Genomic DNA, 13,711 nt, shown 5'->3' on the forward strand with positions numbered 1-13,711 from the left:
CATTATTTCTGGTTCATATTTTGCTCTACTTCATTAAACGGAATGTTGGAGCAACACGATATGACTTACAGAGCAGAAGTAGACGGATTAAGGGCGATTGCTGTCACGTTGGTGATTTTGTTTCATGCAGGAGTTGAGCAATTCGCTGGTGGCTTTATTGGCGTCGACGTGTTCTTTGTGATCAGCGGCTATTTGATCACTGCCATCGTGATTAACGACTTAGAAAACCAGAAGTTCAGCCTTGGTGATTTTTATGAGCGACGCATTCGTCGCATACTCCCCCTCTTACTGGTGGTGATCGCCGTCAGCTATTTGATGTCTTGGTGGCTATTTTTGCCGCAAGCACACAAAGACGTTGGTCAGTTCGCAGTGTCTTCTATTCTTTCTTCATCCAACATTCTTCTGTATCTAAAAGGCCACAATTACTTCGGTTTAGAAGATCAAGCCAATCCGCTGTTTCACACTTGGAGCTTGGGCGTTGAAGAACAATACTACATTGTCATTCCTTTACTACTCATGCTACTCGCTCGTGGTAAAAACGCGTTTTACCTGACTTTTTTCATCGCGGTATTTGCGCTGAGTTTGATGACTATTGTCTACGCGAGCAACGATCCTGATTTCGCTTTTTACATGATCTTCTCTCGCGCTTGGGAGCTGGCAACCGGTTCATTACTCGCATTAGTGATGAGAAAAGTCCAAGTTCAATCTAACGATACTCTAGCAACCATTGGCATCGTTTTGATATTGGCTTCCGCGCTTTTGTTTGAAAAATCGCAAGATGGCGCGGGCATTACGCTGCTGGTGCCAGTCATCGGTAGCGCGTTGGTGATTTTGTTTGCCTCTAAAGACAATGTCTGCGGTAGATTACTGAGCCTAAAGTGGGTCGTGTTCGTCGGCTTAATCAGCTACAGCTTATACTTGTGGCACATTCCATTATTTGTCTTTTACCGCTACGTGTTGGACACAACACAAGACATCAATATCCCACTTTACGTTGTCACTCTTTTTGTACTTTCTTACTTCACTTGGCGCTTTATTGAAAAGCCGTTCCGTAGCCGAAAAGCCATGAGCATGCGCACTGTGTCCGCGGTTATTGTGTTGTTGACGTTGCCCTTGCTAACGCTCGGCGTTATCGGTCATCAGAACGGTGGTTTTCCAGAAAGAAGCGCATTTTTCGAGGCCATGCGCGTTAACAACGGTTATGGTTTAGATTGCAACGGCAACACCAACGTTAACGATGTGTGTTCGTCTGCGCCGCAGCCCGCCATCGCTGTGTTAGGCAATAGTCACAGCATGGTTTACGTGAAGCGTCTATCCGAAGTAACACCAACTGGCGTGGTGCAACTTACTCAAGATTCCTGTGCGGTCGGTTATGTCGACATCCTAGAAGCTGCTGGCTCAATTTCTTGCCGACAGTTCTTCAATGAGGCTGTCGATACCATTCTAAGTACCCCTTCCATTCGTCGCGTTGTTATCTCTTCTAATTTCAATAAAGAGCTTTCACAAGCCGATTATGAAGCATCATTAACCAAATTATTGAATGAACTGAAAGGAAAGGAAGTGGTCGTTTTCGGTCCAACCCCTTCTGCACCGTTTGCGGTAGGAGAATGCCTTTGGAAAGCGCGTTTGTTTGGCGAGACAGAAGAGTCTGCCTGCGACTTTTCTCCCAAACAACATCACCCTCAAAACGTGGCGAAGTTAGTGAACTACTTTGAGCAATTTGAGCACGTTGAGTTTGTCGACTTGACCGATGCCATTTGCAGAAATGGCGTATGTCGAATGAGAGTTGGAGCAAACAATGCGATGTATACGGATGACAGCCATTTATCTTACAAAGGTGCTGAGTTGGTGCTTGGGCATTACCACAACAGTACAAATGAAGCGCAACAGTTCACTTACGACCGAATAACCAAGGGAATAAACTTTTATGCTTCAGCGCTTATCTCAGGTAAGCGCTGAATGCTTTAAAGCAAGACAAAGCTAGGCGTCTATTTGAAAATGCGCGGATCAAACGCGAAATCGAGCTTTTCGGCTTTCTTGATGATCTCTTTCATTTTGGGATGATTTGGATTCACCACGTAGTTTTTATCACGAGGTGAAATCGTTGAAGGCACTTGCAGCGCGGCAAACTCTGGATGAGGATCATTGAGAAACTGATCACCAATGTACTGCGTAGACTCGCTCGCCGGTATTGCCCGCCACGTCACAGGGAGATCTTCTTCATCTAAGGTGGCGATGAGGTATTCTGGCATTTCAATACGATATAAATCGTAAAGTTTGGTGATAGCAGGATCGTTGTTTACGTGAACAAATACTTCCAACGAGCAAAGGGATTCCGATTCAGAGAAGTAGAGGGCTTCGGTTCCTTTTGAGTTCCATCGCCCTCCAAACAACTTTGCGCCAACGGGGCTGAATGGCGTGTCAGCAAATTTCTTTTGTGTGAGACGATAGAGCTTCATATTACGAGAATACCCCGTGCTCTAAACGGCCGATCAAATCTTTTACGATTTCAAAATCCACCGTGGTCGAGACCATATCAAGTGGACGTTTTCCACCTAAGCCGTACACATTCTCTCTCATCCATTTTAACGCGCGCTCTTCGTCGTCAAACAGTTCTGTCGCAAGTTTCAATAACATCGCTAATCGATAGATTGCATCACTTTCTTGCGTATTGAAGCGCTCATCGTTTTTTAGACGACGCTTGATCGTGCTAACAGGTATCAATGTGACGTTTTGAAACTCACTCTGAGAAAGCTTCACACGCTCAACAATATTGCGATACACCTTTGGCTCAAAGCCTTTGTGAACCGCATCAGTGCGACCTGTTTCAGCGTCTTCAATACCCAACATAAACCAGAAATTGGCTTTATGAGGTTGTTTCGGTTTGAAGCTTTTTAATGCTGCAGTTGCCATATCAAGCTCCTATGGTTCATATGGTCCAGTTATTATGGTTCAAATGAGCTTAACTTTCAATCAAAGTAACAATCAAAGTAAAAAGATAGGTAAAGAAAAAGGCGAGCTTTTCGCCCGCCTCTCTTACTTATTCATCAACCCATTTACCGACGGGCATCGTTTCACTTATTGCAAGTCAAAACGATCCGCGTTCATGACTTTCGTCCATGCGGCGATGAAGTCATGGATGAATTTTTCCTGATTATCATCTTGCGCATACACTTCCGCATACGAACGCAGGATCGAGTTTGAACCAAAGACAAGATCCACTCGAGTAGCCGTCCACTTCACAGCATCGGTTTTACGATCACGGATTTCATATTGATTAGCACTCACTGGTTTCCACGTATATGCCATGTCAGTAAGGTTCACGAAGAAATCATTCGACAAAGTGCCTACTCGGTCAGTAAATACGCCCTCTTTTCCACCGCCGTAGTTACTGCCTAGAACGCGCATACCACCGATAAGTACCGTCATTTCTGGCGCCGTTAGCCCCATAAGCTGAGCACGATCTAATAAAAGCTCTTCTGGCTTAACCGCGTAGTCTTTCTTCAACCAATTTCGGAAACCGTCAGCAACAGGCTCAAGTACTTCGAACGATTCCACATCCGTCATCTCTTGGGTGGCATCACCTCGGCCTGGCGCGAATGGTACGGAAACATCATGACCTGCGGCACGCGCAGCCAGTTCAATACCTACGTTACCAGCAAGCACGATAGCATCTGCAACACTACAGCCCTCTTCTGCTGCTATTTTTTCTAACACCGCAAGAACACGTCTTAGACGTTCAGGTTCGTTCCCTTGCCAATCTTTTTGCGGAGCCAAGCGAATTCTCGCGCCATTTGCACCGCCTCGGCGGTCAGAGCCACGGTAAGTACGCGCACTATCCCACGCCGTACTTACTAACTCACTAATGGATAGGCCACTTGCTTCGATTTTTGTTTTTACTAAATCAACATCGTAGTCTGTCTTACCTGCGGGCGTTGGGTCTTGCCAAATAAGATCTTCGCTTGGCACATCAGGGCCGAAATAACATGATTTTGGTCCTAGATCGCGGTGTGTCAACTTAAACCAGGCACGAGCAAAAACGTCATCAAAGTACGCAGGGTCATTTTGGAACTTTTCTGCAATCTTACGATATTCAGGGTCCATTTTGAGCGCCATATCGGCGTCGGTCATGATTGGATTGTAGCGCTTAGAACCGTCTTCAACATCGACAGGCTTGTCTTGTTCTTCAATGTCGATTGGCTCCCATTGCCATGCGCCGGCTGGGCTCTTTTTCAGTTCCCAGTCATACTTAAATAGTAGGTGGAAGTATCCGTAGTCCCATTGTGTAGGGTGTGTTGTCCAAGCACCTTCAATGCCACTCGTTACCGTGTCACGGCCAATACCACGTGTTTTGTGGTTAATCCAGCCAAGACCTTGCTCATGAACGTCTGCTGCTTCGGGCTCTGGGCCAAGGTTTGCGGCATCACCATTACCATGACACTTACCCACCGTGTGACCACCAGCTGTGAGCGCGACGGTTTCTTCATCGTTCATTGCCATTCGCGCAAAGGTCACTCGCATGTCATGTGCTGTTTTGAGAGGATCTGGGTTACCGTCTACCCCTTCAGGGTTCACATAGATAAGACCCATCATTACCGCAGCAAGCGGGTTTTCTAAATCTCGCTCACCAGAGTAGCGGCTGTTATCAGCGTCACTTGTGGCTAACCATTCTTGCTCAGAGCCCCAGTAAGTGTCTTTTTCTGGGTGCCAGATGTCCTCTCGTCCAAACGCAAAGCCAAAGGTCTTAAAACCCATGGATTCGTACGCCATGTTACCGGCAAGGACAATCAGGTCTGCCCAACTTAGTTTGTTGCCATATTTTTTCTTGATTGGCCATAAAAGGCGTCGAGCCTTATCGAGGTTGGCGTTATCTGGCCAAGAGTTGAGAGGAGCAAAGCGTTGGTTGCCTGTAGCAGCACCGCCACGGCCATCCGCAATACGATAACTGCCCGCTGCATGCCATGCCATTCGGATCATTAAACCACCGTAGTGTCCCCAGTCGGCAGGCCACCAGTCTTGGCTATCAGTCATTAAATCTTTTAAATCTTTTTTAAGTGCTTCGACATCTAGCTTTTTCAGTTCTTCTTTGTAATTAAAGTCCTGACCAAATGGGTTGGTTTTGGAGTCGTGTTGATGCAGGATGTCTAAGTTCAAGGCATTCGGCCACCAATCCATCACCGACTTATCTGTAGATGTTTGCCCACCATGCATAACTGGACATTTACCTACCGAACCGCCGTTTGCTTTGCTCATATAATGCTCCTTCGTGTCGTGGTTGTGGTAACCACTCTTTGTTATTCAATAAATCGAATATCCACCTCAAACAGCGTAGTTCATACACTGTTTTTTTAGTTAACGCCAAGTCAAAATTTCAAACATTTCAGCGAATAAATAATTGTTATCAAACATGTACCTATATGCAGAAAATATGGATAGAGATCAGTTTAAGTCCATACCTGAATACTTAATCCCAGACAGCTTCGCCATGTTGTGATCCCAGGTCGCTAAATCATGATGACTAAATTCATTCAGAGCGTGATGACCACACGCCCTCGCCATGACTTTCATGAGCTCGACCGAGGATTCGAAGAAATTTTTCAGTTGCTGGGATGACTTTTCAACGTCGAGACGCTGCCTCAAATCGGCATTTTGTGTCGCAATGCCTGCCGGGCAATTATTGGTGTTGCAGATGCGAGCCGCGACACAACCGATCGATTGCATCGCACTGTTTGCTATCGCTACTCCGTCTGCTCCAAGTGCCAACGCTTTGACAAAATCCGTAGGAACTCGCAACCCACCGGTGATGATTAATGTGACGCGGTCACTTACGCCTTTTTCATCTAAGTACTTACGTGCACGAGCTAATGCAGGGATGGTGGGCACACTAATATGATCACGGAACATAGTTGGCGCCGCACCCGTGCCACCACCGCGACCATCTAAGATGATATAATCAGCCCCAGCATCAAGCGCAAACTGAATGTCTTGCTCAATATGGTTGGCACTGAGTTTAAATCCAATTGGAATACCGCCTGTGATGCCACGAACTCTGTCAGCAAACTTTCTGAAATCGTGAGTAGTGTGAAGATCTTTGAACGTTGGTGGTGATATCGCTGGTTGTCCTTCGGGGATGCCTCTCACCTGAGAGATCTTACCTACATTTTTATTTGCAGGCAGATGACCACCCGTGCCCGTTTTTGCTCCTTGCCCACCTTTAAAGTGAAACGCCTGAACATTAAGAAGCTTAGATTCGTCGTAGCCAAATTGAGCACTAGCAAGCTCATAGAAATACCGTGAATTAGCGGCTTGTTCTTCCGGTAACATGCCACCCTCACCAGAGCAAATCCCAGTCCCTGCCAACTCTGCACCTTTTGCTAGTGCAATTTTCGCCTCTTCAGAAAGTGCGCCAAAACTCATGTCCGACACCAACAAAGGAATGGCGAGTCTGAGCGGCTTACGCGCGTTTGGTCCCACAATCAACTCGGTAGACACAGGAACGTCTTCCAACAACGGTTGTGTCGCCATTTGCGCCACCATAATTTGTATAGCATCCCAATGTGGTAGCAAATGCCTAGGAACCCCCATTGCAGCCATCGGACCATGATGACCGAGTTTAGAGAGTCCTTCTCTCGCTAATTGGTGGATAAACTCGAGGGTTGGTTCTTCTTGAGTAGCAGACGCCGTTGGTTTGTCTCTTTTCTCTCGCTTTTGTTCCGGTCCCTCTTTACCGACTTGCTCTGCGGTAAATCGCTTGTGTGTACCATCACAAAAAGGAGCATTGGCGGTATGCTTACATTGGCAGAGATAGGCATCTTCGTCTTTTTCCGCACTAAAGCTCATTGGCTTTAAGCCGGTTCCCGAATGAGACCCATCGCAGTAAGGTTGTTTTTTAGAACGCCCACATCGGCAGAAGTAATATTCTTGCCCAGCTTTCAACTCTACTTTGATCGGCTTGTTATCAGCGATGATTGGCTTGCTCATGTTGCCCCCTATTTATTATTGTTAACCATGCTTTCTCGCTGGCTTGCAATAAGCGTAGAACAGGAGCGTAAAGAGCGTCAGTGTCGCCGAGTAAAATGCGCGATTGTCGCCCGACTAACCTATACTTTTTATGGGTCTCATACACGTGGAGGCTATATGACGATTGCAACCCGATTAGATGAATATTTGACTGAGCATAACATTCACTTTCAAACCGTGAATCACAGCCACAGTCATAGCTCGCTACAAAGTGGTGTTGCAGCAGGTGTGCCTTTAATGAATATCGCAAAAGGTGTGATTCTAGAGGATCATGAAGGGCGTCATATGATGGCGGTCTTACCTGCCAACAACAAAATCAGTTTGTCGAGATTAAACGACGAATTTAATGCCACCTTCCACTTGGTGAAAGAGCGTATGGTTTACCGACTCTTCACCGATTGTGAACACGGCGCTATTCCACCGATTGGTAGCCCTTACCACATGTCGACAGTTTGCGATGAAAGACTAGCAAACTTGGAACATGTCTACCTTGAAGCTGGCGATCATGAAACTCTGATTAAGCTGGACCGAAAGGCGTTTAAAGAACTGATGAACGACTGTAGATATCTAAGATTCAGCAGTGAAGTTCTGCATTAAACTTGCCAAGATCTCTCGACACTTCCTGAACAAGGCTCTTTCAACAAGAGCCTTTCTTTGTTTTGTTGGTAGCACGCGATGGAAGTTTCTCGGACTTTGGTGCTCAGCGTTTCAGAGCATATAGAAACAAAAAACCGCCTATTCGGGCGGTTTTTTATCAATCAAATCATAATTATTATCGAACAAAGATCTTTTGGATCGCTTTTATCGCCATAGCCCTACGGCGCATTAATACGCTCGTTCTTGGCAACCATTTCGGTGTGTGAAGAATGGTTTTCGCATGACTAAAAGTTCTGAATCCTTCCTCTCCGTGATAATGCCCAATACCCGATTCACCAACGCCACCAAAAGGCGCATCTTCAGCGCCAACATGTAAAACCGTATCATTAACGCCGACGCCACCACTGTGGGTGTTGCGTACAATATGTTTGATGGTCGATTTGTCGTCCGACATAACATACAGCGCAAGTGGTCTTTGGCGCTGATTAATGTAGTCAATCGCTTCATCAACGGCATTGTAGGGCTTAACAGGTAGAAATGGCCCGAAGATCTCCTCTTGCATGATTCGCATATTCGGCGACACATCCGTGACCAAATGAGGATACAGAAGTCGTTCCTCTTGGGGCGACGCTTCAACAGTGTGAAGGTTAGCACCTTGCGCTTTTGCATCCTCAAGTAGCGCAGTCAAACGATCATATTGTCGTTGGTTGACAATATGGGTCAGCTTTTGATTCTTGTTGGATTTTAAATAGAGCTTTTCAAAACGTTTTAAGAATAACGAAATGAACTCTTCGACACGTTCTTGCGGTACAAACGCGTAGTCAGGCGCGACACAAATCTGGCCTGCATTAATGCATTTACCAAACAAGATAGCATCAACGGCTTTCTTCATGTCTGCATCTTTTGCAATGATCACCGGGGACTTTCCACCCAACTCTAACGTCACCGGGGTAAGGTTTTCCGCTGCCGCTTTTGCCACTGCGCGACCAACACTCGTAGAACCCGTGAACAAAAGGTGATCGAATGGCAGTTGGCTGAATGCTTGTGCGACGTCTGCTTCACCCTCAAAAACTTCGACATACTCAGACAACCCACGGCAAATATCGACGATGACTTTATTGGTTTTTGGCGTAAATTCGCTGAGCTTCATCATCACGCGGTTGCCAGCAGCCAATGCTGTCACTAAAGGCGCAAGGCTCAAAATCACAGGAAAGTTCCACGGTGAAATGATCCCGACGACACCTAACGGTTGATACTGAACGGTGACTTTAGAAGGTGCGAGCAATAAGCCGGATTCGCGCTTGCTGGGTTTGCACCATTTTTTTAGTCGTTTGAGGGTATAATTAATATGCGAGACCGTTGGCAAAACGTCGGTCATGGCGGTATCAAATTCTGAACGATAGCCAAAATCGTCACTTAACGCTTCAACCAAAGCTTGTTTGTTCTCAAGCAGCGATTTTTTTAACAAAACGAGGCGCTGTTTACGTTCATCCAAACTAGGATAAGGCTCGGCTGCATATGCCGCTTTTAAGCGTTCGAGGCTTTGCTGTAACAAGTTATCTACTTCAACCTCTGTGATTGCGTTCATGATGCTTCTCCTAGCCTAGTTTCTACCAATGACGCTCCAAGTTAACACGAGCGCAACAATGTTACTATTGTAGCGCTCGTGAAGTTAGAGTTCGAACTCTGATTAAAATATCTCTGGGGTGGATACTACATCAAACGTAGTTCATAAATGCCTAGTCGTTGAGAGCGGTCAAGCATATCAAACTCATGATCAACGTATTCTTTTAATGTGGCGCCTGCACGCTCAGCAATATTGATGCTAGCGATGTTATCTTCCATACAATGGAACTGAATGAATTGTGCGTGCCCTTTCTGCTTCAAAAAAGGGATCAATACTGCGAGTACTTGATCAATCACACGATGGCCTCGCCCATTATTGGCAAGCCAGTAGCCAATTTCAGTAACACGTGTATGTAAATCCACACCTTTAATGCCAATAACACCCGTAAGCTGCTCATCAAAATAAATTGCACACCAGTGGGAATCCAGCGCGTTACTGTTCACTCGCAGGGAAATGTAGTTCACGGCCTCTCTATGATTCGTGACAGAATCCGTCCAAGGTAGATAGCCCTCAAGGCTCTCTCGGTGAGTGTTCACAACCTCTAGTAAAGCGGACGCGTGTTTCGTGTTGAGGGGCTCAATTGAGACCCTTTGCGAGACGGAAAAACGCTTCTGTAAGTGATTTCCTTGATACGTCTCTTGGCATGTAACTTCATCCATAGATGTTATTCCTTTTTATTGTGAACGCTCAGCGCAAATCCTAACGCTTCATTTTATGAGAACAAACCTCTCTATAAAAACTAATCAAAGCCGTTGCCGTTCATTTAGCCCTTTTGATCGATCAGCGTAAATGGCGTTAGTGATGCCACATCTACATAATGCTTCCATACATGTTCATAGAGGTGATGCTGATTGGCAAACGGAGCCAGCTGCTTAGCTTCTTCAAGCGTACACCAGCGATACTCTGTATGCTCATCGTTAAGAACAACTGATTGGTTAGGCGGACAAAATAGCACAAAACATGGGATAACCATGATACGGTTATTTTTTGCTTCGTAGAACTGCTCTAGAAAGTCTGCTGTATGTAACTCAACTTGGTCAATTAGTGTCTCTTCTTTTAACTCTCTTAAAATGGTTTGCCACCCGGCTTCACCCGCTTCGATACCACCTGCAACATGGCACCAATAGCCACCTTTTACGCGTTTGAGTAACAGCATTTTTTCTATGCCATCAATTTTTGAAATGACAACGCCTGAAACATGCGTTGCTTTTATCGGGATCATGTAAGCTCCTTAAATATCGAGTTTTTATTGTTACGCTGAAGAGAGGCAGATTAATTGCTACGTATTCTACTGTTTATTCATCTTGTCGACAGAAGTGTTTGAGTTGAGAGGATTTAATCGCTAACTAAGTATGCTAAAGTGAGATCTGTCGCAACAAATGAGCAGTAAAATGTCCAATTCATTCAACACTATGATTCCCATCGGTGTGCGCTTTATGGTGCTTTCCGCGTTCGGCTTTGCTCTGATGTCGGCTACAGTAAAGCACGTCGGCAACTACGGTATCCCCGTTTTTGAAATCGTTGCAGCAAGAGCGCTCGTTTCACTTATCATTAGTTATTTCGATGTAAAGCGAAAACGAATTTCTGTATGGGGCAATAATAAGCCATTACTATTTGCACGCGGTGCTGTGGGCACGATGGCTCTGATGTGTGTATATTATTCAGTGACCACCTTACCTTTGGCAGAAGCGACGATATTCCAATATATTCATCCGGTATTTACTGCACTACTCGCCGTATTTTTCTTGAAAGAGCGCATCCAGCCGTCAACTTTCCTTTGTATTGCGTTGTGCTTACTCGGCATCTATATCATGGTAAGCCCAGAAACTGGGCAAGGCTCAGATAGCGCTTTACCAATGTTTAGCGTCATGATTGCGATCTTAGGCGCATTTGGTAGCTCAATTGCCTACGTCATTGTCAGAAAACTGAGTCAGACAGAAGACAGCTCAGTGATCATTTTCTATTTCCCGTTGGTTGCTCTCCCCGCTTCACTCTTACTGATTGGCGACGATTTTGTAATGCCCGATCTATATCTGACTTTCATGTTGGTTCTAGTTGGTGTCTTTACCCAAATTGGGCAATTGGGGTTAACCAAAGCGATGCAAACTCAACAAGCGGGTAAAGCCTCCGCTTATTCGTATATCCAGATCGTATTTTCTGTGTTGTTAGGCATCATTTTTTTTGGCGAGGTTCCGATCATTTGGACGTACGTCGGTGGCGGTCTGATTGTTACAGGCGCATTAATTAATGCGTTTGGTCATCACTTACGGTTACCTTTTGTTAAGCGCAACGCTTGATATACCTACCTAGAACCGTAAACACGACATTTAGAAAAACAGCCAGAGTGACTCTGGCTGTTTTGTGTTTAGCCTAACGTTAAGCTGATATTTTTAACCCTGCGATACCAGCGACAATCATTAGCAAGCTTAAGGCTTTGATAAGTGTTGCTGGCTCATTGAACAGATAAATACTCACGACTGCCGTGCCTATTGCGCCAATCCCTACCCATACTCCATAAGCAATGCCTAAAGGCAAGGTTCTTAACGCAATGCCAAGCAACCAAAAGCTCAATAACATAAAGACAATAGTGAATGCCGAAGCACCGAATTTGGTAAACCCTTGTGAATATTTAAGACCGACAGCCCATGCGATTTCACACAAGCCCGCAATGAAGAGAATTCCCCAAGCCATGTCACATTTCCCAACGAGATGGGGTCGTCCCCGAGAAAAGATAGAGCGGTGAGGTCGTCCTCACTTCTGATTGACTGCTTATTATATACGGAAATCTAAACATAAAAAATAAAACACGGCGATAAGCATACAACTCAAACATCTCATGCACTCTTAAATTCTACGCTTTTCTTTTTAACGGTGGCGGACTCTCTATTTCGCATCAATAACGACACCGTTTTTTAACAATTTACATATAACCTTCTGGTGTTGAAAGTGTTGCATTTATTGCACAAATCACACAAAAACTAATTGAACATGTAAATATGAAAACGTTTGTGTGACTAATATCGCTTAAAACAATGACTGATGACTTTAATATTCAGACGAATTAATTATAAGGTATGACGTACCCATGAAAGCAATCAAAACCTCTATCGCTGTCCTTGTTGGCGCCGCTCTACTATCTGGATGTAATGACGATACTGAATACGTCAATGTTCAGCCTAAAGAAGTAAAAATAGCGACTTACAACCTCTCTTTTGACCGCGCTACCTTCGAAACTTTGGTAGATGAAATGCAAATTGAACCAACGCAGCAAACTGCGTTGGTCACCTCTTATTTAGACGGTTCAATCGCAGCCGAAGACAAAACCACTGCGGAAAAAGTCATTCAAATTCGTAACGTTGCAGCAATCATTCAAAAGAATCGTCCTGATGTTCTTATGATGGCGGAATACAACAACGACGGAAAAGGTGAAAACAAAGCAGCCATTGAAGGATTCCAGAAGAACTACTTGTCTGTCGCGCAAAGTATCGATGGCGCGGGCGGTGAAGCAAACCTTGAGCCTATTGAATACCCTTATGCTGAATCTTATTCAACCAATACAGGGTTGTTGAGTGAGTTTGATCTCGACAACAACGGAACCGCAGGTCAAATGCCAGGTGATGCATGGGGCTTTGGCATGTACCATGGTCAATATGCATTTGCCCTTATGTCTAAGTATAAAATTGACACGGCAAACACACGTACATTCCAAGCATTTAAATGGAAAGATATGGAAGGTGCGAAAATTCCAACCATTACTATCTGTGACGGTTCGCAAAAGATTCCAGACGGCATGAAGTGTGGTGATGAATGGTACTCAGCGGAAGAATGGGATCAAGTGCGTCTATCTTCGAAAAATCACGTCGACGCGCCAATCATCATTCCAACTCGCAATGGCGAAGAAGTTGTACACTTGTTGATGTCTCATCCTACTCCACCAGTATTCGACACCGGTAAAAACAAAGCGCAAAACGCAGCAGAAGTGGAGTTTTGGCATCATTACATTCAAGGTAAAGACTATTTTTACGACGATGCGGGTAAAACAGGTGGCTTAACGAACGGCACTAAATTCGTAATGATGGGTGATCAAAACCTTGATCCAGTGGCTGGTGACGGTATTAGCTCTGTAATGCAAGAGCTGCACAACGATCCATTGGTTAATCAAACCGTGATGAATGGTGAGCTTTACCCAACAAGCTTTGGTGCAGCTGAACACGCTGTTGACCGCAGTTCAACTCACCCATATCCGAATCGCATCACTTCAACGTTTGGCTTAGGGGTAGACTATGCCTTGCCTTCAGCAAATTTGAATGTAATAGACTCTGGTGTGTACTGGTCAGCGTCTTATGAAGAAGGCCGTAAACTATTTAACGATGCACGTATCGGTAAGTATGGTGATGGTAAGGATGTATCTTCCGACCATCGCATGATCTGGATTAAAGCACAGTTCTAGACTGCATAAAAAAAAGC

General features: G+C 45.1%; 12 protein-coding genes. 4 read left to right on the forward strand and 8 right to left on the reverse strand.

The annotated features are described in order from the left end of the window. Positions 1-60: 60 nt before the first annotated feature. A complete protein-coding gene (locus R7044_RS00585; RefSeq protein ID WP_172563777.1) occupies positions 61-1,959 on the forward strand; it encodes an acyltransferase family protein in 1,899 nt (632 codons plus the stop codon). 29 nt (positions 1,960-1,988) lie between these two features. Here R7044_RS00585 and R7044_RS00590 read toward each other — a convergent pair whose 3' ends face one another. From R7044_RS00590 to R7044_RS00605, 4 genes are all read right to left on the reverse strand, one after another. Next, a complete protein-coding gene (locus R7044_RS00590) occupies positions 1,989-2,459 on the reverse strand; it encodes an RES family NAD+ phosphorylase (protein ID WP_005376497.1) in 471 nt (156 codons plus the stop codon). A 1-nt stretch (position 2,460) separates the two neighbouring features. After that, positions 2,461-2,913 (reverse strand): antitoxin Xre/MbcA/ParS toxin-binding domain-containing protein, encoded by a 453-nt coding sequence (locus R7044_RS00595; RefSeq protein WP_017820987.1) that lies wholly within the window; start codon positions 2,911-2,913, stop codon positions 2,461-2,463. A 165-nt stretch (positions 2,914-3,078) separates the two neighbouring features. Then, complete coding sequence (gene katG, locus R7044_RS00600) at positions 3,079-5,253, reverse strand: catalase/peroxidase HPI (protein WP_017820988.1); 2,175 nt, start codon at positions 5,251-5,253, stop codon at positions 3,079-3,081. A 186-nt stretch (positions 5,254-5,439) separates the two neighbouring features. Next, complete coding sequence (locus tag R7044_RS00605; RefSeq protein ID WP_033906503.1) at positions 5,440-6,981, reverse strand: glutamate synthase-related protein; 1,542 nt, start codon at positions 6,979-6,981, stop codon at positions 5,440-5,442. 156 nt (positions 6,982-7,137) lie between these two features. Between R7044_RS00605 and R7044_RS00610 the strand changes: the two genes are divergently transcribed. Next, on the forward strand, positions 7,138-7,617 hold the full coding sequence (locus R7044_RS00610) for an aminoacyl-tRNA deacylase (protein WP_005376501.1): 480 nt from the start codon (positions 7,138-7,140) through the stop codon (positions 7,615-7,617). A 175-nt stretch (positions 7,618-7,792) separates the two neighbouring features. Here the strand turns inward: R7044_RS00610 and R7044_RS00615 are convergent, their stop codons facing one another. From R7044_RS00615 to R7044_RS00625, 3 genes are all read right to left on the reverse strand, one after another. Further along, positions 7,793-9,205: a coniferyl aldehyde dehydrogenase gene (locus tag R7044_RS00615; RefSeq protein ID WP_033906502.1), complete on the reverse strand. Its 1,413-nt coding sequence runs from the start codon at positions 9,203-9,205 to the stop codon at positions 7,793-7,795. Positions 9,206-9,330: 125 nt separating this feature from the next. After that, positions 9,331-9,903, reverse strand: a complete 573-nt coding sequence (locus R7044_RS00620; RefSeq protein ID WP_033906501.1) for a GNAT family N-acetyltransferase — start codon at positions 9,901-9,903, stop codon at positions 9,331-9,333. Between the two features lie 104 nt (positions 9,904-10,007). Next, entirely contained in the window at positions 10,008-10,466 is a 459-nt protein-coding gene (locus tag R7044_RS00625) for an NUDIX hydrolase (RefSeq protein ID WP_033906500.1), read from the reverse strand. A gap of 169 nt (positions 10,467-10,635) precedes the next feature. On the opposite strand from R7044_RS00625, the gene R7044_RS00630 reads away from it, so the two are divergent. Continuing rightward, on the forward strand, positions 10,636-11,541 hold the full coding sequence (locus R7044_RS00630) for a DMT family transporter (protein ID WP_033906499.1): 906 nt from the start codon (positions 10,636-10,638) through the stop codon (positions 11,539-11,541). Between the two features lie 79 nt (positions 11,542-11,620). Here R7044_RS00630 and R7044_RS00635 read toward each other — a convergent pair whose 3' ends face one another. After that, positions 11,621-11,935, reverse strand: a complete 315-nt coding sequence (locus R7044_RS00635) for a DMT family transporter (RefSeq protein WP_005376506.1) — start codon at positions 11,933-11,935, stop codon at positions 11,621-11,623. 394 nt (positions 11,936-12,329) lie between these two features. On the opposite strand from R7044_RS00635, the gene R7044_RS00640 reads away from it, so the two are divergent. Next, the gene (locus R7044_RS00640; RefSeq protein WP_062731009.1) at positions 12,330-13,694 is read left to right on the forward strand and encodes an endonuclease/exonuclease/phosphatase family protein; all 1,365 of its coding nucleotides are present in this window, start codon (positions 12,330-12,332) and stop codon (positions 13,692-13,694) included. Positions 13,695-13,711: the final 17 nt, after the last annotated feature.

This window comes from Vibrio sp. 1402, from assembly GCF_033340275.1.